Here is a 22,017-nt window from a genome sequence, read left to right as displayed (position 1 = left end):
GTCACACCGGGGCCCCGCGCGTAGATTCTCGTGCGGGGCCCCGGTCGCATCTGACCACCGGGTTCGGCCGCGGGAGGGGAACCCGCGGGCGCGCCACGGACCCGGGCTCCGGATACATGTGGCGCGGGTCGTTCTGACGCGCGCCCACTAATTATTCGGCGAGACGACGCGGCAAGGAAGAGAACAACACATGGCGACCCCCAGCTCAGACGCGAGCCCCCGGCACCGGTGGGCGTCCCTCCTCGCGGCTCCCCTCGTGGCGTCCGTGGTGGGTTCCGGTCTCGTCCTCCCGCCCGTCGCGGCGGCACAGGAGACGCCCGTCCGGGCGACCCCGGCGCAGACGGGCCCGGCGGAGAGCCCGGCGCGGTCGACCCCCGCGGAAAGTCCCGCCACTGCACCCGAGGCGCCGACCCTGCGCGTGCCGTCGACACCGCCGTCCGGTGTCCGGCTCGACAAGGTCGAGTGGAAGTCCGCCAACCGGGTGGCGCTCTGGGTCCGGTCGCCGGCCATGGAGCAGGCGATCCAGGTGCAGCTCATGCTCCCGGCCCAGTGGAACGCGGACCCCGAGCGCACCTATCCCTCCCTGCTGCTGCTCGACGGGCTGCGGGCCCGCGATGACGCGAGCGGTTGGACGCTCGAGACCAAGATCTCGCAGTTCTTCGACGCCAAGAACGCCGTCATCGTGCTGCCCGTCGGTGGCGAGTCGAGCTTCTACACGGACTGGGTCTCCGACGCCAAGGGCTCGGCGTACCAGTGGGAGACGTTCCTCATGCAGGAACTGCCGCCGTTGCTGGCCCGCGACTGGCGGGTGGGCGACCAGCACGGCGTCGCCGGGCTGTCCATGGGCGGCACGGCCGCGATGATGCTGGCCCAGCGCTACCCGGACCACTTCGCGTTCGCCGCCAGCTACTCGGGCTTCCTCGACACCACCAGCTTCGGGATGCCCGAGGCGGTCAAGGTGGCCATGCAGGACGCCGGCGGCTACCCGGCCGAGAGCATGTGGGGCCCGCTAGGCTCCCGGCGCTGGCAGGAACAGGACCCGAAGCTCCACACCGAGAAGATGCGCGGGCAGAGCGTCTACGTCTCCGCCGGCAGCGGCAACACCGGGCCCTGGGACCAGCCGTCCGGCCTGCCGGACATCCCGACCAACTTCCCCGGCTACGGCCTCGAACTGCTCTCCCGGATGACCACGCAGACCTTCGTCAACCGCGCCCGCGCCGCCGGGGTCGAGGTCACCGCCAACTTCCGCCCGTCCGGCACGCACACCTGGCCGTACTGGCAGTTCGAGATGACCCAGGCATGGCCGCAGTTCGCCGCCGCGGTGGGCATCGAGAACGTCGAGAAGCCGTGCGCGGCGGAGGGCGACATCGCACGCCTCGCCGAGCGGCAGCCCGGCCTGGGGCCGTGTCTGACCGGCGAGTACGACGTCCGCGGCGGCAAGGCCACCGACTTCCGCTTCGGGCGCGCCTTCTGGTCGCAGGGGACCGGGGCCCACTCGGTCCTCGGGGCGATCGGCGCGGCCTACCAGGCCGAGGGCGGCCCCGACGGGGTGCTCGGGCTGCCGACCTCGGGCGAGACCACCACCCCGGACGGCCGCGGCCGGTTCTCCACCTTCCAGAACGGCGTCATCTACTGGTCGCCCACCACCGGGTCGCACGCCGTCCGCGGTGGCATCCGGGCGATGTGGCAGGAGCGCGGTGCCGAGCGCGGCGAGCTCGGCTACCCGACCACCGACGAGATCACCAACCCCAACAAGCCGGGCGTCGTCCAGGGCTTCCAGGGCGGGACCGTCTACTGGTCCGAGGAGACGGGCCCGAAGGTCGTCGAGGGCAAGATCCTCGAGACCTATCGCGAGGCCGGCGCCGAGAACTCCGAGCTGGGTTACCCGACCACCGACGAGATCGCCCTGAGCACCCGGAACGGCGCGTTCAGCCGGTTCCAGGGCGGCTACATCTACTGGTCCCCGCGTACCGGGGCCCACGTGATCCCCCGCGGACCGGTGTTCGACGCCTGGGGCACGGTCGACTACGAACGCGGACGGCTCGGCTACCCGACCGGCCCGCTGCGCACCACCAGGGACGGTCAGGAGATGGAGTTCGAGGGCGGCCGCATCACCGTGAGCGGTGGCCGGGCGGAGATCTCGTCGTGAGAACCCGGTTGGCGACGCTGACCGCCGCGCTGCTCGTCGGCGGTGGGATGCTCACCGCCTGCGGCGGCGGGGACTCGACGGTCTCCGGCGTGCCCGACTCCGAGACGCTGGCCCCGCCCCCGGGCGGCAGCGGATCACCCGGGGTGTCGCGCGTTCCCGCGACGGAGGATTCCGGCCGTTACACGGAGGCGCCCGCACCCGTCGATCCGGACGCCTCCGGGTACACGGCCCCGGCCGTCGGCGCGCGGGAGCGCGGGTATCTCGCGGCGTTGGAGAGCGAGGGCATCGACACCGCGGACCTCTCCGATTCGCTCGTCGCCGCCGGCAACACCATCTGCCGCATCCGGACGACCGGGGGCGCCGCCGACGAGACGACGACGATCGCCGACGCGGTCGCCGGTCAGATCTCGGCGGGCGGGTACTCGGATCGCGAGGTCGACGAGCTCTCCCGCGTCGTGGTGGACGCCTCGGCGGGCCAGCTCTGTCCGTAGTCCGACTAATGCACACAGCGCCGCGGCGCCCGGTCCGGCAGGACCCGGCACGTGTCGCCCCGGGGTGAGACGGGACACCCTCCCGGTGCTCCCGGAACCCGCAGCGCCACCGGGGCGTTGACCGGTCGTCGGCCACCCGCCCCAGTCGAGCGGGGAGGCCGGGAAGGAGTTCGAATCGTGGCTCGCGGAATGCGTCGTGGGAGAGGCCGTCGTCTCGGGTGCTCGTTGGGGGCACTCGTGCTGGTGGTCCTGCTGGTGCTGGGCATCGGATGGTGGATCGGGAATCGTGGGCTGCCCACGGGTCCCGACGGGCCCCTGCCCGGCCCGGGAGAGCCGGAGCTGACCCAGCCCGCGGACTGTCCGGACGTGGAGATGGTCGCCGTGCCGGGGACCTGGGAGAGCAGCCCCACCGACGACCCGTACAACCCGGGTTTCCTGCCCAACGCCCTGCTGAGGACGATCACCGACCCGCTGAGCGAGCAGTACCCGGACGACCGGCTCGAGGTGTTCACCGTCCCCTACGTGGCCCAGTTCAGGAACCCGCAGGCGCCCAACGAGATCCCCTACGACCAGAGCCGGGCGGAGGGCACCGAGAGGGCCCGCGCCGAGCTCGCCGCCACGCACGAGCGGTGCCCGTACACGTCGTTCGTGCTCCTGGGCTTCTCCCAGGGTGCGGTGATCGCCGGTGACCTCACCAGCGAGATCGGTACCGGCAACGGGCCGGTGCCCGCCGACCTGGTCCGGGGATCGGTCCTCATCGCCGACGGCCGCCGCGTGCCGGGCCAGGGTCAGTCGCCGGGGTTGTCGCCCGGAAACGGGCAGGGGATGGAGATCTCCCTACAGCCGGCCACCGGGCTCACCCAGCTCATCGCCGGCGCCACCATGACCGGGCCCCGCCCGGGTGGCTTCGGCGAACTCGGCGACAGGACCGCCCAGATCTGCGACTCCCGAGACCTGATCTGCAATGCCCCGCTCAACGTGGTGGACGGCGCCGCCCGGTTCCAGGAGTTCGTCGCCAACAACGCGATCCACGCCATGTACGCGACCAATCCGGACGTGATCGAGGGGACGACGGTCCCGGAGTGGACGATCGGGCACGTGCGCGAGCTCGTCGACGCCGCCCCGGAGATCGCCCACGGCTGACCCGTCCACGTCCTCTGAGGGGCTCGGCCTGCGACACGCCTGACGAGCCGGATGATTCGGAGTTCGGATGCGCCCTGGGGCACGCTGTAGGATCGACCAAGCTTGTCGTCAGTGCACCCGGCATTTCCGTGGTCGACGACGTCGACCAACGTAAGACGGATCGGAACGGAGCAACGTGGAGTTCGAGCAGTACCACGACGCCGGTGGGGCGATCGTCATCCCTGATCGCACGACCCTTGTCGACTTCGTCGAAGCCAATGTCTCCGCCGCCCGCGAGGATCCTGCCGAGGACGGGCTGATCTACCGCTACATCGACTACTCGTCCTCCCGCGACGGCGAGGTGCACGAGCTCTCGTGGTCGCAGTTCGGTGATCGGCTCTACGCCATCGCCGCCCGCCTCCAGCAGGTCGCGAAGCCGGGGGACCGGGTCGCGATCCTCGCGCCGCAGGGACTCGACTACATCGTGTCGTTCTTCGCGGCCATCCACGCCGGGCTCATCGCGGTGCCCCTGTTCGACCCGGACGAGCCCGGTCACCACGACCGCCTCCACGCGGTCCTGGCGGACTGCGCGCCCGCGGTCATCCTCACCTCCACCGAATCCGCGGCCGGGGTCCGGACGTTGTTCCGCTCCCTGCCGGCGCGCGAGCGTCCGCGCACCGTCGCCGTCGACGCCATCCCCGCGGAGCTCGGCTCGGGGTGGACCAGACCGGATCTCGGCGCCGACGACATCGCCTACCTGCAGTACACCTCCGGCTCGACCCGCGTGCCGGCCGGTGTGGAGATCACCCACCGCAACGTGGTCACCAACGTCATGCAGCTGTTCGACGGGCTCGGGCTGACCCGCGCGTCCCGCGGGGTCACCTGGCTGCCGCTGTTCCACGACATGGGCCTGCTGACGGTGATCCTGCCCGCGATGGGCGGGGCCACCATCACGGTGATGAGCCCCCGCGCGTTCGTGCAGCGCCCGGGTCGCTGGGTCTCGCAGCTGGGCGCGATGTCGGACGGCGACGGGGTGTTCGCCGCCGCCCCCAACTTCGCGTTCGAGCACGCCGCCCGCCGGGGGCTGCCGAGGGACGGCGAGACCCTCGACCTGTCCGGCGTGACCAGCATCATCAACGGCTCCGAGCCGGTCACCCCGGCCTCCATGCGTGCCTTCAACGAGGCCTTCGCGCCCTACGGGCTCGCACCGACCGTCATCAAGCCATCCTACGGGATGGCCGAGGCGACCCTGTTCGTCTCCTCGCCGCGCCGCGACGACGAGGCGATCGTCATCCACGTGGACCGGTCGGACCTCAACAAGGGCGTCATGACCGTCCTCGACCCGGCGCAGGTGGAGGGCAACGAGGACGCGATCCCGCAGGTCGCCTGTGGGTACGTCGCACCGAGCCAGTGGGCCACCATCGTCGAGGCGAACATCGACGAGGCCACGGGTGAGCACGACGGCACCGGGCGGGAGCTGCCCGAGGGGCGCGTCGGCGAGATCTGGCTGTACGGCACCAACGTCGGTCGCGCCTACTGGGGGCGCCCCGAGGAGTCGGACGCCACCTTCGGCAACCGGCTCGTCGAGTGCCTCGAGGAGGGGTCCCGCACGGTCCGGGAGTTCGGGACCGTGCCCTCCGACGCGCGATGGCTGCGCACCGGTGACTACGGCGCCTACGTGGACGGTCAGCTGTACATCACCGGCCGCGTCAAGGACCTGGTGATCGTCGCCGGCCGCAACCACTACCCGCAGGATCTCGAGAACACGGCGCAGGGCGCCTCCGATGCGCTGCGCCCCGGATTCGTCGCCGCGTTCTCGGTGCCGGCCAACCAGCTGCCGATGGAGGCGCGTAACGGCGCGGAGATCGCCGCCGATGACTCCTCGGAGACGCTCGTCGTGGTCGGCGAGCGCGCACCCGGCGCCGGCAAGGCCGACCCGGGCCCCATCGCGGACGCGGTCCGCACGGCGATCTCGGCACGTCACGGCGTCACCGCCCAGGACGTGCTGCTGGTCCCCGCCGGATCCATCCCCCGCACGTCCAGCGGCAAGATCGCGCGGCGCGCGTGCAAGGCGGCCTACGTGGACGGCACCCTGCGCGGGGGTCACCAGCAGACCGCCTTCCCGGACCTGCCGGCGCAGTAGCGTCCGCCCGGCCGGGCCGGTTCAAGCACCACGGGTGCCCCGCCGCGACGGGACACACCGGACGACACCCGAGGAAAGGCGAGCCAGGACGATGGCACAGAGCGAGATGACGGTAGTAGAGCTCCGCGAATGGATGCGGGGCTGGGTCTGCCGGGCCACCGGGCTCGACATCTCCAAGGTCACCGACGACCGCTCGCTGGAGGAATACGGCCTGTCGTCCCGCGACGCGGTGTCCCTGTCCGCCGATCTCGAGGACCTCATCGGTCGACCACTCGACGCGACCGTCGCCTACCAGCACCCCACCATCGCCTCGCTGGCCGAGTACGTCGTCAACGGACCGGTCGAATCCGAGGCGCCCACCGATTTCCACACGTTCCGTGACCGCGGCGCGGGCATGGAGTTCGACGTGGCCGTGATCGGGTTCGCCACCCGCTTCCCCGGCGGCGCCGACACCCCGGAGGCGACCTGGGAGCTACTCGCCTCCGGTCGGGACGCCACCACCCCCCGCCCGGCGACCCGCTGGTCCGAGTGGTCCGGCGACGCCTACGTCCAGCAGGTGCTGTCCGAGGCGCCCGATCGTGGCGGCTGGCTCGACGACGCCGAGGTCCGCGACTTCGACGCCGAGTTCTTCGGCATGAGCCCCCGCGAGGCCGAGATGGTCGACCCGCAGCAGCGGCTCGCACTCGAGCTCACCTGGGAGGCCCTGGAGAACGCCCACCTGCCGGCCAGTGACCTCAAGGGCCACGAGGTCGGCGTCTTCATGGGATCGTCCTCCAGCGACTACCAGGTGTTCCTCACCTCGGACTCCGCTGCGGCCTCCCCGTACGCGGTCACCGGCGCCTCCAACTCGATCATCTCGAACCGGGTCTCGTACACGTTCGACTTCCGCGGCCCGTCCATGACGCTGGACACCGCCTGCTCGACGTCCCTGGTGGCGATCCACGAGGCCGTCAACTCGCTGCGACTGCACGAATCGGACCTGGTCGTCGCCGGCGGTGTCAACATGATGCTCGCGCCCGCCGCGACCATGGGCTTCGCCAAGACCGGTGCCGCGCTCAGCCCCGACGGGCGGATCAAGGCGTTCTCGTCCGATGCCAACGGCATCTGCCGGTCGGAGGGCGGGGGAGTGTTCATCCTGAAGCGCCTGTCGGAGGCCGAACGGGACGGCAACGACATCCTCGCCGTCATCAAGGGGTCCGCCGTGAACTCGGACGGTCGCTCCAACGGTATGACCGCACCCAACCCCGACGCCCAGGTCGCCGTCCTGCGCCAGGCCTACGCCGACGCCGGCGTCGACCCGCGCGAGGTCGACTACATCGAGGCGCACGGCACCGGCACCATCCTCGGGGACCCCATCGAGGCCACCGCACTGGGCCAGGTGCTCGGCCGCGGCCGCGAGGCCGACCGCCCCACGCTGCTCGGCTCGGCCAAGACCAACTTCGGCCACATGGAGTCCGCCGCCGGGGCCGCCGGCCTCGCCAAGATCATCCTCGGGATGACCAACGACGCCCTGCCGCCGACGATCAACTTCGCGGGCCCCAACCCGTACATCGACTTCGACGCCGCGCGACTGAGCGTGGTCACGGAGACCACCGGGTGGCCGCGCTACAGCGGGCGCGCCCTGGCCGGCATCTCCGGGTTCGGGTTCGGTGGCACCAACGCGCACGTCGTGGTGGCCGAGTACCAGCCGGCGCCGGTGCGCGCGTCGGAGGAGACCACGGTCGACGAGGACTCCGTCTCCGACGTCCGGGCCGGCGAGGTCGCCACCCCTGACGCCCCTGCCGCCGAAGCCCCGGCCCCCGAGGCCCCGGCCGCCGCGACCCCGGCCGCCGCGGACGACATCGCACGCTGCGTGGCCGAGGCCGTGGACCGCAACGCCGACGAGCTGGCCACCACCGGTACCTCCGCGCCCGGCGCCCCCGCGACCGTGCTCGTCGTCTCGGGTTCCCTGCCGTCGCGCCGCAAGTCCACGGCCGGTCAGATCGCGGACTGGCTGGAGGCGCAGGACGACTCGGTCGACCTGGGCGCCGTCGCCCGCACCCTCGCCACCCGCAACCACGGTCGCTCCCGCGGCGCCGTCGTGGGCCACACCCGCGACGAGCTCGTGGCGGGCCTGCGCGCCCTGGCGGCCGGCGACCCCGGTCCCGGCGTGTTCAGCGCCGACGCCCCCGCCGGCACCGGTGACGTGTGGGTGTTCTCCGGCTTCGGGTCCCAGCACCGCAAGATGGCCAAGGAGCTGTACCTGTCCAACCCGCTGTTCGCCTCGTGCCTGGACGCGGTGGACGAGCTCATCGACTTCGAGGCCGGCTACCGGATCGCGGAGTTGATCCTCGATGACTCACAGACGTACGAGCTGGAGAACTCCCAGGTCGGGATCTTCGCCATCCAGGTGGCGCTGGTCGACACCCTGCGCGCGCTCGGGGCCAAGCCCGAGGCCGTGATCGGGCATTCGATGGGCGAGGTGGCCGCCGCGTACGCGACCGGAGGCCTCGGCCTCGAGGACGCCGTCCGCGTGATCTGCGTGCGCTCGCGTCTCATGGGCGACGCCGAGGGGCAGGTCTCGGAGGAGGAGGCCGGCGCGATGGCGCTGGTCGAGTACTCGGCCGAGGAGATCGCGCAGATCATCGCCGACAACCCGCAGTTCGCCTCCATCGAGCCCGCCGTCTACGCCGCGCCCACCCACACCACGGTCGGCGGCCGTGCCAAGCCCGTCGCCGACTTCGTCGCGTGGGTCGAGGAGCAGGGCAAGTTCGCCCGTCAGCTGCAGGTCCGCGGCGCCGGGCACACCTCGGACGTCGACATGCTCCTGGGCGAGCTGGCCGCGGAGATCGCGGGTCTCGAGCCGCGCGAGCTCACCTCCGGCCTGTTCTCCTCGGTCGATCGCGAGACCTTCTACCGCGCCGGTCACGAGCCGGTCCACGCGGAGGAGTACTGGGTCAAGGGCATGCGGCACTCCGTGTGGTTCACCCACGCCGTGCGCAAGGCCGTCGAGGCCGGGTACGTCACGTTCCTCGAGCTCGCGCCCAACCCGGTGGCGGCGATGTCGGTGGCCGCGACCTGCTTCGACGCGGGGCTCATGGAGCCGAACCTCCTCCACACGCTCAAGCGCAAGGAGTCCGAGGCCGACACGCTCCTGCACGCCGTCGCGCAGCTGTACGTGCACGGTCACACCATCGACGTGCCCAGCGTCGTGGAGATGATCCACGGCTACGTCACGGGCCCCGGCCGGTACGCGCCGGTGCCGGGGACTGCGTGGAAGCGCCGCACCCTGTGGCCCAAGGTCACCGCCGGGGGCGGGTCGGGCGAGGGCCGGATGCCGGGCTCGCACGTCGCGCTGCCCGACGGTCGACACGCGTGGCAGGTCCGTGCCGAGGTGGTGCCCAGCGTCGACGCGCTGATGACCGCCGCCGCGGCGTCGGTGCTCGAGGGTGCGACCCTCACCGCCGTGAACCGGCCCGGCGTGCTGCCGGCCGCCGGTTCCGTGACCACCACCATGACCCCGCACCCGGGTGGCGCGTCGGTGCAGGTCCACGCCCGCGCCGGCGACGCCACCGCGGCGTTCGTGTTGGTCGCCGAGTGCGCCGTGACCGGCGGCGCCCCCATCGCCCCGGACTCCGCGCCCGAGCAGCACTACGTGTCGAGTGAGTCCGACGCGCCGGTGGTCGACGACGAGGACGACGACGACGAGGTCGACACCCGCTGGAACCCCGACTCCGGCGAAGCGATCGGTGACCGCCTGGCCCGGATCATCGGCTCCTCGATGGGATACAGCCCCGACGACCTGCCGAGGGAGCTCCCGCTGCTCGATCTCGGCCTGGATTCGCTCATGGCGGTGCGGATCAAGAACCGTGTCGAGCACGAGTTCGCCATCCCGCCGCTCGAGTTGCAGGCGATGCGCGACGCGTCGCTCGACGATGTCGCGGACATGGTGCGGTTCGCCGTCGAGAACCCGGATCAGGTCGGCGACCTGGCGGCCCAGCAGGCCCGCGGTGAGGGCGCCGTCGACGTGGCCGCACTGCGCGGCGACGCGCCGGCGTCCGAGGAGGGCTCCGTCGGCGATGACGCCGCGGTCGCCATCGCGCCCCGCGACGACACCGAGCGCATGGCGTTCGGCGCCTGGGCCGTGGTCACCGGCGCCGCGGCACCCGGCGTGACGGGGCCGCTGCCCCCGGTCGACGAGCCGACCCGGGTCGCTCTCGCCGAGCGGCTCTCCGCCCGCTCGGGTGGCGACATCACCGCCGCACAGGTCGCCGGTGCCACGACGATCGCCGAAGTCGCGGATCTGCTCCGTCCGTTCACCGAGGTCGCGGTGGAGGGCAACATCCGCGTGCTGGCCGAGGGGTCGGCCGAGGGCACCCCGCTGTTCCTGTTCCACGCCGCCGGCGGGTCGTCGTTCGTGTACGAGCCGCTGGTCGACCGACTCGGCGCGGACACCCCGGTGTACGGCGTCGAGCGCGTCGAGGGGCCGCTGGAGGAGCGGGCCGCGAGCTACCTGGACCGCATCCGCGAGATCGCGGCCGGCCGTCCGCTCGCCGTGGGGGGCTGGTCCTTCGGCGGCGCGCTGGCCGTGGAGGTGGCCCGGCAACTGCGGGCCGCTGGCGACGAGGTCGCGCTGGTGGTCCTGCTGGACACCGTGCAGCCGTCGGAGCCGATCCCCGACACCCTCGACGAGGCCGAGGCCCGGTGGCGTCGGTACTCGGAGTTCGCCAAGCGCACCTACGGGTTGGACGTGGAGGTCCCGCGGGACTTCCTGGCCGAGCACGGTGAGGACGGCGTGTTGGATATGCTGCTCGGGGCGCTGGGTGCCGAGGCCAACGCCATGGGCGGCGGTGTCATCGAACACCAGCGGGCCAGCTTCGTCGACAACCGGATCCTGCAGAGCGCGGACCTGTCCACCTGGGCCGGTGTCGGCGCCGAGGTGCCGTTCGTGCTGTACCGCGCGGAGCGGATGCACGACGGGGCGATCGAGCTCGAGCCCCGCTACGCACACATCGACCCGGACGGCGGCTGGGCCCGCATCGTCGGCGACCTGGAGGTCGTCCAGCTCGACGGGGACCACCTCGCGATGGTCGACGAACCGGTGGTCGGTACCGTCGGTAAGCATCTGGCGCGTCGGCTCACCGAGCTCGACGCGGGTGTACGGAAGGGGACAGACGCGTGACGGCGAAGACCACCGCGGAGAAGCTCGCGGAACTCCGGGTCAAGACCGAGCAGGCCAAGGACCCGGGCAGCGAGCGGGCGAAGGCCCGCCGCGACGCCGCGGGGCACACCCCGCCGCGGGAGCGGATCGCACTACTGCTCGACGCGGGCAGTTTCGTGGAGATGGGCCAGCTGGCCAAGGCTCCCGGTAGCCCGGACAACCCGTTCGGTGACGGCGTGGTCACCGGCCGCGGCACCATCGACGGTCGCCCGGTGGCCGTGTACGCGCACGACAACACGGTGTTCGGCGGGTCGGTAGGGGAGGGCTTCGGCAAGAAGGTCTGCGCGATCATGGACTTCGCGATCAAGATCGGGTGCCCCATCATCGGCATCAACGACTCCGGTGGTGCCCGTGTCCAGGACGCCGTGACCTCGCTGGCCTACTACTCCGAGATCTCCAAGCGCCAGTACCCGGCGTCGGGCTACGTCCCCCAGATCTCGATCATGCTGGGCAAGTGCGCCGGCGGCGCCGTCTACGCTCCCGTCACCACCGACTTCGTCGTGGCTGTCCAGGACCAGGCGTACATGTTCGTCACCGGCCCGGACGTCATCAAGCAGGTCACGGGCGAGGAGATCTCCATGGAGGATCTCGGTTCGGCCCTGCAGCAGGCCAAGAACGGCAACGTCAACCACGTGGCCGTGAGCGAGAACGACGCGTTCATGTACGTGCGCAACCTGCTGAGTTTTCTGCCGTCCTCGGCGGCGGAGAAGGCCCCCCGGATCAACCCGGGGCTCGAGCCGGTGCGCACCGAGTCGGATCTGCACCTCGACACGATCATCCCGGACTCGGACAACGCCGCGTACGACATGCACGATGTGCTGCTGCGGATGTTCGACGACGGCGAGTTCGTGGAGACCTCCGGCCAGTTCGCGTCCAACATCATCACGGGATTCGCCCGTGTCGACGGTGAGTCCGTCGGCGTCATCGCCAACCAGCCGCTTCACCTGTCCGGTTCGCTGGACATCGACGCCTCGGAGAAGGCGACGCGGCACATGATGCTGTGTGACGCCTACTCGATCCCGCTGGTCTACGTGGTGGACACCCCCGGCTATCTCCCGGGCGTCCAGCAGGAGAAACTCGGCATCATCCACCGCGGCGCCAAGATGGGATACGCCGTGGCCGCGACCTCGGTGCCCAAGGTGACCTTCGTGGTGCGCAAGGCCTACGGCGGCGCGTACGCCGTGATGGGGTCCAAGAACCTGGGTGGCGACCTCAACTTCGCCTGGCCCACCGCGCGCATCGCGGTGATGGGTGCCGAGGGCGCGGTCGACCTGCTGCAGCGTCGGCAGATCGAGGAGGCGGGCCCCGAGGAGGGTCCCAAGCTCCGCAAGCAGCTCATCGACATGTACAACGAGTTCATCGCGACCCCGTACACCGCCGCCGAGCGCGGGTACATCGACGCCGTGATCGAGCCGTCGCAGACCCGCCTGGTGCTGCGCGGTGCGCTGAACCAGCTGCGGGACAAGATCAGCAACGAGCCGCCGCGTAAGCACCCCATCGCGCCCATGTGACCGCCGCGGGCGGGGTCGACTGGGCGGCTACTCGGACTGGTTCGGACAGGCGTCGACGGCCACCTGGAGGGTGATGTCCCCCGCCCGCTCGAAGGTGAAGGTGACAGGGATCGACTTCCCCGGCTCGGCGCTGTCGTCGAGACCGAACATGAAGGACCTGAACGGCCGGTCGGGTGCGTCGGCGTCCTCGACGTTCTCCACCGGTTGACCGGCGGCGATCGACGACTCGGGGGCGATTTCGAGGGCACCCGCGGGGGCGTCGATCTCGACCCGCTCCGCGGCGGGGCTGGTGATCCCCGAGAGAGTCTCCGCCTCGGTGGAGCTGTCGTTGACCGCGGTGAAGCTCAGCTGAGCGGGTGCGTCCACCTGCAGCGAACAGTCGATCGCGTAGGCGGGTGCGATGAAGACGTTCTCGACCGAGGTCTGACCGTCCGTCTCTCCTCCACCGCGGTTGGTCGAATCCGGTTCCGGGTCGTCGGACGAGCATGCGGTCGACACCCCGAGGGCGAGGGCCATCGCGGCCGAAGCGGCGTACCGGGTCATTGCGATGCTCATAGCCGACACGGTACCCACGGTGGGCGTGTCGGCACACCACATTCCCCCGGTACCGCGGTGCGGCCTACTCCGGGTCGGTCACCAGGATCGGCCCCTCGGGCTGCCACCAGCCCCAACGGGTCTCGGTCCCGGTGGTCACCTCCGCGGGCGCCGGCGGGTCCTCCTGATAGGTGCCCAGCGGCGTGTACGCCTCGATCGAACCCCAGTCACGGTTCCAGTCGTGGCGCAGGTACGACGGGATCGTCCGGGCACGCTGGGCGGTCTCGATCCACCCGAGCGGCCCACCGGCCTCGTAGGACATCCACGTACTGGTGGCGCTCACGGCGAGCGGACGGTCGGGCAGGATCCGGAACTCCGGCAACTCCGCCACACCCGCGTAGTGCTCGAACGGCCGCTGGCACGGGAACTGCAGGCTCACCGCCCAGTCGAGCAGGACGGGCGACTCCGACCCGACCATCTCCTGGACCGTCACGAGCTCGGGTGCGCGCGGCGGGGTGATGGCGGTCCACTGTTCGGGGGTGAGGTCGTTGTCGTCGACCCGGACCCGCATGACATCGGCGTCGGCGGGGGCGTCCTGCATGTCCACCCGCAGGTTGCGCCACGTCGGCGCGGGACCGATGTCGAACGGCACCACCGGCTCGCCCACCGTGTCGACCCCGGCGTCGCCGGACCGGCCGAACTCGACCACGACCTCCTGGCCGTACTCGTAGAGCCCGTCGGCGTCGTAGCGGCCGATCCGGCCGGCCGCCGAGATCACCAGGAGCGGGTGGGACTCGCGGTTCTCGGGCAGGCGGTACCAGCCGGTCTCCAGGCTCGCCTCCCGCTGCGGGCCCACGAAGAACGACCCGAGCACCGGGGTCGTGGCGGGGTCGAGCCCGAACGGCAGGGCCACCGTGGACTCGTTCACGCCCTCCGCCCCGCGGCCGCCGGCCGTGCCGGCGCTCTCCCCGGTGCTGACCGACGGGCCGCCGCCGGGCTCGGAGGTGGTGTTGGCGGCGCCGGGGTCGGCCACCACCGCGTCGGCCGACAGGTCCGGGGCGACACCGTCCGGGGTGAACGCGGTGTTCTCCCCGGCCTCGAGGGCGGCGGCCCGGTCCCGCGGGTCGATCGACCCGTCGGGCAGGGGGGTGGCGTCGAGCGGGTCCAGCATGCCGGCGTTCGCGTCGGGCTCGACCAGGACGCGGTCGGCGAGCATGCAGGGGTTGCCTGCGAGCGCGGACACGTTCCCGGCGGCGATGGTGTAGGCCGGGTACTGCTTGTGGATCCCCTTGGCGAACGAGGCGAACGAGAAGACCACCAGCAGTCCCGCGACCACCGCGATGGGCGCGGCGGCGAAGGTCCGCACCCGTCGACGACCCGCCGAGGTGCGGGGCGCGTGCTCACCGATGTAGTCACGACGGAGGTGCTGCCAGCCGGCGAAGGCGAACGTGAGCACGGCCAGGGCGAGCAGCACAGTGGCGGCGTCGATGCCGCGGACGCTGGGTGCCTTGTCCCACCACGGGATGCCGTAACTGGAGACGTACCACCAACCGTTGGGGCCCGCAAAGGCGAGCGCGACCACCACGAGGATGACGCCCAGGAACAACGTGCGGTTGCGGGCCGTCCGGACGGCGGACGCGGAGATCGCGAGGGCGCCCAACGCGGCGATCGCCCCGCCGATGCCGGCGTACACACCGAAGTGGTGGGTCCACTTGGTGGGCGAGAACATCATGAAGAAGGCGGTGCCCACGACCACGCCGACCAGGCGCCAGACCGGTCCCGAGGCTGCGCCGGGCACCTTGCCGCGGCGCAGCATGGTGCCGATCACCAGCGCCAGGCACAGCAGCACGAGCAGGACCGGCAGGCGGCGGGCGAGGGACCCGTCCACCGTGGGGATCATCAGGTAGTAGTAGCGGACGAATTCCTCGAACCAGTTGAGGTTGGGGCCGATCTCGCCGCGGACGCGGATGGCCTCGAGGACGGCGGCGAGGTTCTGGACGCCGAAGACGACGATGAGCACCATGGTGCCGGAGGCCAGCACCGGGGCGATCAGGGCGAGGTACGAGCCGATCCGGCGGCCGCGCACGACCACGGTGCGGACGACCGCCCGCAGCCCCATGATGAGGGCGGCGACGGCCATGAGGCCGGTGGGGCCGGTGGCCAGTGAGAACGAGGCGATGATCACCGCGATCGCGAACGGGAGCATCCGGCGCGTGGCTATCGCCCGTTCGACGGAGACCCAGGTGAGCAGGGCCCCCAGCGCGATGACGGGCTCGGGCCGCAGGCCGTTGTTGAACGCCATCCAGAACGCGAGGAACACGGCGGCGGCGCTCCAGAGCACCACCGGGGTGGTGCGGGCGGCCCGGCCGAGGCGTGGCAGGACCTCGCGGCTGATGACCAGCCAGCAGAGGATGGCCGCGACGAGCGCGGGCAGGCGCATCCACGGGCTGGCGGTGGAGACCTGTGCGAACAGCGTGAGCAGGTCGTAGTAGGGGGAGCCGAAGGGCGACTCGGGGACCCCGTACCAGCGGTAGTAGTTGGCCATGTACCCGGCCGGGTCGGCGGCGCGGGCCATCGTGAGGATGTAGCCGTCGTCGGAGGTGTTGCCGCCGATGAAGTGCCAGATGCCGAGTGTGCCGATCACGACGACGTCGGGCGGCCGGATCTTGAACCAGCCGCGCGGCAGGAAGCGGCGGGCGCGCCGGCCGTCGGTCTGGTCGAGTGCGTGCAGGGCCCACAGGGCGACCGCGGTGGCCAGCAGGCCGATCACGATGGCGGCCCACTTGAGGGCGGTGGGGTCGGTGGTGAACCGGGAGTCGACCTCCACGGTGGCGCCGAGACCGTCGGGCACGGCTGTGTCCGAGGGCAGGTCGGTGTAGACGCCCACCACCATCGGGCGCAGGTCCTCGGCGTCCACCCTGCGGGTGGCCGCGGGATCGTCCATCCCCTCGAACGCCGCCTCCACGTAGGTGGGGGCCGCGACCACGCTGAGCCGGGTGCAGTCGCCGGCCTCCACGCGGTCTCGCGGTGCGGAGACGATCACCCGGTTGCGCGAGATCACGTCGACCGTCTCGGCGGAGGCGCGCACGAACAGTGCGCGGTCGCCGGCCTCCTCGCCGCCGGCGGGTGCGGTGGCCAGCAGGATGCCCCCGTCCTCCGGGAGATCCGCGACCAGGGTGCACGGTGCGGTGGCGGTGAACCGCTGCGGCGAGTGCGCCATGAGCGGGGCGGTGACCGAGTCGACGGACCCGTTCTGCGGCCACTGCACGGTCGAGGTCGTCTGCTCGACCGGCAGGAACGGCAGGGAGAGGAAGCACAGGGTCCCCAGGAGCCCGCTGACTATCGAGATGAGACGGAGTCGCTTGACGCGGGAGTCGGCGGCGACCGAGCCGGCCACCGGGCCGGTGGCCGGGGCGGTTTCCGGGGACGGGGCCGGCGAGGAGTCTGACACGACGACCGATTCTAGGCGACGATCACTTCATCGGACCCGGCGTGGTCCAGCCCCACCGCAACTCGCTGCCGCGGACCAGTTCGGCCGGACTCGCCTGCGGGTCCAGAGGTTCGAACCGCTGGAGCGAACCCCAGTCCCTCGACCAGTCGTGGTCGAGGTAGGTGGGGACCGTGATCGCCTCGACCGTCTGGGTGGTCCACAGCAGGGGTCCGCCGCCGCCGGCGCTCTGCCACCAGTTCGCGGCGGAGGAGGATTCCCGGTCGGCGAGGATGCGGTATCGGGGGATCTCCGCCACGCCACCGTTGTGCGCGAACGGTCGCTGGCACGGGAACGCCAGTGCCACCACCCAGTCGACGAGCACCGGGTCGGTGTGGCCGACGACCTCGTCGAGGGTGCGCAGGCGCGGGTTCCGTGGTGGGGTCACAGCGAGCCACTGGTCGGGATCGAGGTTGCCGTCGGCGGCGACCACGCGGACGACCTCGGCCTCGGCGGGGATCGACTCGAGCGGGATGCGCAGGTTGCGCCAGGCGGGGGCCGGCCCGATGTCGATGGGGGACATGGACCCCATGACCTCGAAATCGGTGGGTCCGGCGGGGCCGACCCGCCCGGGGCGTCCGTACTCGATCCGTAGGTCGCCGCTCCCGATCCGTCCGGCGGCGGCCATGACGAGTAGTGGCCGGTTGGGGCTGCGGGCGGGCAGTTGGTACCAGGCGCTGGTGAGTTCGGCGGCGACCTGCGGCCCGCGCCGGTACGAACCGAGGACGGGAGTGGTGTCCGGGTCGAGGCCGAAGGGCAGGGCCACGGTGGAGCCGTTGACGGTCACGGCGCCGCGGCCACCGGTGGTGCCGGCGTCCACGCCGTCGCCGGGGTCGCGCTCGCCGGTCTCGGACGTCGCCAGGGAGCCGGAGGCCTCGGTGCTGTCGACGGTGATGGAGTCCGGCAGGCCGTTGGGGGCGAAGCCGTTGACCACGCCGGCCCCGAGGGAGATCTCCGGCCCGGCCCCGATGGCGCCGAGCAGGCCGTCGTTGGAGTCCTCCTCGACCAGTACCGAGTCGGCCAGCGCGCAGGGTTCGCCGGCCAGGGCGCGCATGTTGCCGCGCCCGACCGTGTAGGCCGGGGTCTGGGCGAACACGGCGATGATCGCGGAGGACAGTTCGAAGATCACCACGGAGAACGCGACGACCGTCAGCGGGGCGCCGCCGATCCCGGCGTGGCGGCGCGGGCGGGCAGTGTCCCCGGAGCCGCCGTCCCGCCGTCGCGACGCGGGGGTGTCGGCGTGCGTGCGCAGGAAGGGCACCGCCTGTCTGATGCGGACGCGGAGGGCGGCGCCGGGGTCGTCGGGCAGGATCCCGGAGTGGATGAGCCCGGCGATGAGCAGGCACACGAATCCGCCGACGAACGCGACGTACTGGATCTGCACCCCGCCGATGGCGGGGAAGGAGTCCGAGAAGGGGATGCCGTAGTCGGAGACGTACCACCAGGTGTTGTCGGTGGCGGTGGAGAGTCCGACGACGAGGCACAGCGCCGCCCACACCAGCCAGCGGTTCCGGCTCAGCGACACCGTCGAGGAGCGCAGCGCGATCACGGCCAGCACCGCCAAGGCTCCGGCCAGTCCGGCGAACACCCCGAAGTGGTGGGTCCATTTGGTGGGCGTGAACACCAGGAACAGCAACGATCCCGCGATCACGCCGATCAGCCGGCGGGACGGCCCCGCGGCGGCGCCGGGGATCCGCCCACGCCGCAGCATCACGGCCGAGACGAGCACGAGGCACATGAGCATGAGCAGGACGGGGAAGCGCCGGGCGACCCCGCCGTCGGCGGAGACCCCGAACAGTGCCTCCCAGCGTTCCTTCTCCCCGTACCAGGGCAGACTCGGACCGAGCTCGGTGCGGATGCGGGTGGCCTCGAGGACCGCGGCCAGGGTCTGGTCGGCGAACACGGTGTAGAGCAGTGCGAGGCCCACCGCCAGCACGGGTCCGAGGATCGCCGCCCATCCGACCACCTGCGCGCGGCGGCGCACCATGCGGACGAACTCGCGTGCGCCGGCGGCCAGCGCCGCCACGCACATCAGCCCGGTCGGGCCGGCACCGAGGGAGAACGCGGCCACACCGATCGCCGCGACGCCCGGCACGAGGCGGCGGGTGGCGATGGACCGCTCCACCAGCGACCAGGTGAGCAGGGCGCCCAGCGCGATCACGGGCTCGGGCCGCAGCCCGTTGTTGAACGCCATCCAGAACGCGAGGAACAGGGCGGCCCCCGTCCAGCGCGGGCCGCGCCAGGTGCGCGCGAGTCGACCCAACCGGGGCACGACCTCCCGACTGATGATGAGCCACGCGAGGATGCCGCACACCAGGGTGGGCAGGCGCATCCAGGGACTGGCCGTGGACACCTCGGCGAACACCCGCAGGATCTCGTAGTACCACCCCACCGGGGACTCGGGGGAGCCGAGCCAGCGGTAGTAGTTGGCCATGTATCCGCTGGGCCCGGCGGAGCGGGCCATGGTCAGCAGGTAGCCGTCGTCGGAGGTGTTGGCGCCCACGAGGTGCCAGAAACCCAGGACGCCGATCACCACGCCGTCGACCCCGGACAGTCGCGACCAGGACCGGGGCACGAACCGTCGACCCGAGCGGCCGTCGATGCCGTCGAGGCGGTGCAGGAACACCACGGACGCGAGGGTGGCCAGGACGCCGATCACCATCAGCACCAGCTTGAGCAGCGTGGGGCTGGACGAGTAGCGGGAGTCGACGGTCACCTCCACCGTCGACTCACCGAGCCCGTCGGGTGCGGTCGCGGCCGTGAGGTCGGTGAAGACGCCGGTGACCTGCGGCCGCATGCTTCCGGGCACGGCGGCGCGCACGGCGTCGTCGGCGTCGTCGGGGTCCCGTTCGAGGCCGGTGAACTCTGCGGTGAGGATCCCGGTCTCGGCGCGCACGTGCAGCGTCTCGCACGCGGGGTCGCGCAGGGTCGACAACGGCACGGACAGCAGCGTGATGTTGCGGACCGCGACCTCGATGACGGGATCGCCCGCGGCGTCGCGGACGCGTTGGACGACCAGCCCGTCGGAGATCCGCCCGGGGGCGTCCTGCGGGAGGGTGGAGAACACGATCGTGTTCTCCGGTACCTGTGACAGCGGCGCGCAGGGGGCGGTGATCGTCAGGTCGAGCGGCCGCCCGGAGACGAGGGGCGCGGTGACCGGGGCGTAGTCGGGCCCGGCCGTCCACTGCACACGGGTGGTGTCCTGGTCGACCGGCAGTAACCCGGCGAGGACGGCGAGGAACGCACCGAGGAACCCGGTGATGATCGCCCACCGGCGGTGGCGGTCCATTCCGGGGTAGGGGTGCAGTCCGAGGGGACGCTCACGGTCGGTGACGCGCACCTCGTCGTCGTCGCCCCCCGGCACGGTCCCTGCTCCCGGGCCGTCACCGGACCCGCGGCCGTCACCCGCTCCCCGCATCGTCACCGCCTGATCACCGCACCACGATCACGGCGAACGGTCCCACGTCGTGGACCTCGAAGTGGGGACCCTCCACGGCCTCGGCGGGGATGGTGACGCCGAACCGTCGCACGTTGGGGTCGTTGGGGTAGGTGTCCTCGGCCAGGCGCAGTGCATATCCGTCGCCCGACGGGCGGGCGACGATCGCGTCGGGGCCGCGCCACGGGGTCTGGTCCATCATGGCGCGCAGCTCGGCGCCGCTGGTGGCGTCCTCCCACCGGAGCATGGCCTCGTTGCGGTCGGCGTACCGCCCCAGGGGGTTGGCGTAGTGGGAGGTGACGGCCTGGTAGGCCAGGTACGGGTGGTAGGCGAGGAAGGCATCGGCGGTGCTGACGACGACGAGGTCGGTCCGCCTCCGGCCGGGGAACGCCTCCCGGATGGTCTCGTCGACCTCGGCGTAGTGGGACTCGGGTCCGGGCGGGTAGCGGTCCGCCCGCTCTCCGTGACCGTCGGTGTCGGTGTAGGCCAGCCGGATCTCCTCGTGCAGGTGATCGGGGATGCCCTGTGCGTGGGCGAGTGCGGCCAGTGAGGCCAGGACCCCCACCACCGCGGTGGCCCGGCGACGCCGGTCGGCCGCCTCCGCAGCGGGCCGGTCGGTGCCGTTCTGGCGCCCGGCGAGGCGCACGGCGAGGCCGGCGACATCGGCGATCGCGAAGACGCCCGCCACCACGAGCAGTCCGATGAGCACCGGTTCGAGGCGGAAACCCAGCATGGTGGTGCCCAGGACGGTGATCGCCATCGAGGCCAGGCACCAGAGGTAGACGGCCACCACGCCCAGGCCCAGCGCCTGAGCGCGGCGCGAGGTCCACGCTCGGGCGACGATCCAGACCAGACCGGCCAGGCACACCCAGCCCGTGAGGCCGCCGGCGGTCATGGGCAGCGGCAGGCGGGCGCCGGCGTCGGGTAGGTAGTGCATCGCCGTCCCGGAGTCGGCCGGGGTTCCGCGGAGGGCGGCGAGCAGATAGGGCGCCCACACGATGAGCGCGATCGCGATGGAGCCGAACCCGATCGCCGCGAGCCGGGCCGCGGGCAGCCAGAGCGGGAAGGGCCCGCAGCCGGCACGGCGATGCGCGACCGCGGCGCCGACGGTCGCGACCAGCGCCATGAGCACGACGGTGCCCGCCGCCAGGCCCGTGTAGAGCGTGTACATGCTGGCCGAGACGCCCAGGAACAGGGTGGTGGCCACGGCCGCACCGCGACCGGCGTGCCGCGCCGTGGGGTTGACGGCGTGCCACGCGAGGATGAGCACAGGCGGGAGGAACAGCGCCACGATCGCGCCGTAGGGCTCGGGGCTGCCGTAGGCGAGCATGATCGAGGTCGAGGCCAGTCCCACCGCCGCCCCGAGGTCGGTGCGCAACAGGCGGGTCCACAGCACGGTGACCAGCGCCGCGGCGATCGCGAGCGAGAGGATGGACCACGGCTTGTACGCCGCCCAGCCCTCGAGGCCGACGAGGTTGGCGAACCGCCCGCCCAGCCAGAACCAGCCGGACGGGTAGAACGAGGGCAGGTCGGCGTACGCCATGTCGGGCAGGCCGAGCGAGGTCGCCGAGCGACCGAGGAACTGGGTGCGGAACTCCTGGTCCACGCTCACGCCGTGCAGGTACAACCGCGATGCGGCGAGCGGGATCCCCAGCGTGGCGGCGACCAGCAACGCCGAGCCGGTGGGGGCCGCGAGCTTGCCCAGACGGACCAGCGCGGGCCGACCCCCCGGCCGCTCGCCTGCGCGTGCGGACAGGATCCCCAGCACCACCAGCGCGAGGGCAGCGACCTGACCGACGACCGTCAGCGCCCGCAGGACGTTGGAGTTGCCGTAGGCGGGGAAGGAGACGAGGGAGAACCCGACGAGGACGACCGCGGTGACGACGGCGGCCAGCAGCGTCGCCGCGCCGGCCAGGCCGAGCCCCCGGAGCGCCACCGGCATCC

10 protein-coding genes are annotated in these 22,017 nt (G+C 72.0%); 6 read left to right on the top strand and 4 right to left on the bottom strand.

From position 1 onward, the window contains the following. The first annotated feature begins 190 nt into the window (after positions 1-190). From J1M64_RS13170 to J1M64_RS13145, 6 genes are all read left to right on the top strand, one after another. A complete protein-coding gene (locus tag J1M64_RS13170) occupies positions 191-2,149 on the top strand; it encodes an alpha/beta hydrolase-fold protein (protein ID WP_206474406.1) in 1,959 nt (652 codons plus the stop codon). Next, positions 2,146-2,640 (top strand): DUF732 domain-containing protein, encoded by a 495-nt coding sequence (locus tag J1M64_RS13165; RefSeq protein ID WP_067714813.1) that lies wholly within the window; start codon positions 2,146-2,148, stop codon positions 2,638-2,640. The genes J1M64_RS13170 and J1M64_RS13165 overlap by 4 nt, the downstream gene beginning before the upstream one ends. Positions 2,641-2,817: 177 nt before the next feature. Further along, positions 2,818-3,783, top strand: a complete 966-nt coding sequence (locus J1M64_RS13160) for a cutinase family protein (RefSeq protein ID WP_082923820.1) — start codon at positions 2,818-2,820, stop codon at positions 3,781-3,783. A 175-nt stretch (positions 3,784-3,958) separates the two neighbouring features. After that, positions 3,959-5,905, top strand: coding sequence for a long-chain-fatty-acid--AMP ligase FadD32 (gene fadD32, locus J1M64_RS13155; RefSeq protein WP_067714808.1), 1,947 nt, complete (start codon positions 3,959-3,961; stop codon positions 5,903-5,905). 91 nt (positions 5,906-5,996) lie between these two features. Next, complete coding sequence (pks13, locus tag J1M64_RS13150) at positions 5,997-11,066, top strand: polyketide synthase Pks13 (RefSeq protein ID WP_206474405.1); 5,070 nt, start codon at positions 5,997-5,999, stop codon at positions 11,064-11,066. After that, entirely contained in the window at positions 11,063-12,616 is a 1,554-nt protein-coding gene (locus J1M64_RS13145) for an acyl-CoA carboxylase subunit beta (protein ID WP_154829383.1), read from the top strand. Before pks13 ends, J1M64_RS13145 begins: the two co-directional genes overlap by 4 nt. A gap of 27 nt (positions 12,617-12,643) precedes the next feature. Here J1M64_RS13145 and J1M64_RS13140 read toward each other — a convergent pair whose 3' ends face one another. The 4 genes from J1M64_RS13140 to J1M64_RS13125 form a co-directional block, all read right to left on the bottom strand. Beyond that, on the bottom strand, positions 12,644-13,171 hold the full coding sequence (locus J1M64_RS13140; protein ID WP_206474404.1) for a copper chaperone PCu(A)C: 528 nt from the start codon (positions 13,169-13,171) through the stop codon (positions 12,644-12,646). A 64-nt stretch (positions 13,172-13,235) separates the two neighbouring features. Beyond that, positions 13,236-16,601, bottom strand: a complete 3,366-nt coding sequence (locus tag J1M64_RS13135) for an arabinosyltransferase domain-containing protein (protein WP_067714797.1) — start codon at positions 16,599-16,601, stop codon at positions 13,236-13,238. A 22-nt stretch (positions 16,602-16,623) separates the two neighbouring features. Beyond that, positions 16,624-20,055 carry an arabinosyltransferase domain-containing protein gene (locus J1M64_RS13130; protein WP_241261540.1) on the bottom strand — a complete coding sequence of 1,144 codons (3,432 nt, stop codon included), beginning with the start codon at positions 20,053-20,055 and terminating at the stop codon, positions 16,624-16,626. A 13-nt stretch (positions 20,056-20,068) separates the two neighbouring features. Next, on the bottom strand, positions 20,069-22,015 hold the full coding sequence (locus tag J1M64_RS13125; RefSeq protein WP_206474403.1) for a galactan 5-O-arabinofuranosyltransferase: 1,947 nt from the start codon (positions 22,013-22,015) through the stop codon (positions 20,069-20,071). Between the last annotated feature and the right edge of the window lie 2 nt (positions 22,016-22,017).

Origin of the sequence: Dietzia sp. KRD202, assembly GCF_017168155.1 — a bacterium.
GTDB classification, from domain to species: domain Bacteria; phylum Actinomycetota; class Actinomycetes; order Mycobacteriales; family Mycobacteriaceae; genus Dietzia; species Dietzia kunjamensis.
Note: the sequence above shows the minus strand (reverse complement) of the source record. Positions and strands in the feature narration are given on the sequence as shown.

Excerpts from the sequence above, each read along its gene's own strand:
- J1M64_RS13140 (WP_206474404.1), bottom strand. The coding sequence starts at position 13,171 with ATGAGCATCGCAATGACCCGGTACGCCGCTTCGGCCGCGATGGCCCTC.
- J1M64_RS13130 (WP_241261540.1), bottom strand. The coding sequence starts at position 20,055 with ATGCGGGGAGCGGGTGACGGCCGCGGGTCCGGTGACGGCCCGGGAGCA.
- J1M64_RS13170 (WP_206474406.1), top strand. The coding sequence starts at position 191 with ATGGCGACCCCCAGCTCAGACGCGAGCCCCCGGCACCGGTGGGCGTCC.
- J1M64_RS13125 (WP_206474403.1), bottom strand. The coding sequence starts at position 22,015 with ATGCCGGTGGCGCTCCGGGGGCTCGGCCTGGCCGGCGCGGCGACGCTG.
- pks13 (WP_206474405.1), top strand. The coding sequence starts at position 5,997 with ATGGCACAGAGCGAGATGACGGTAGTAGAGCTCCGCGAATGGATGCGG.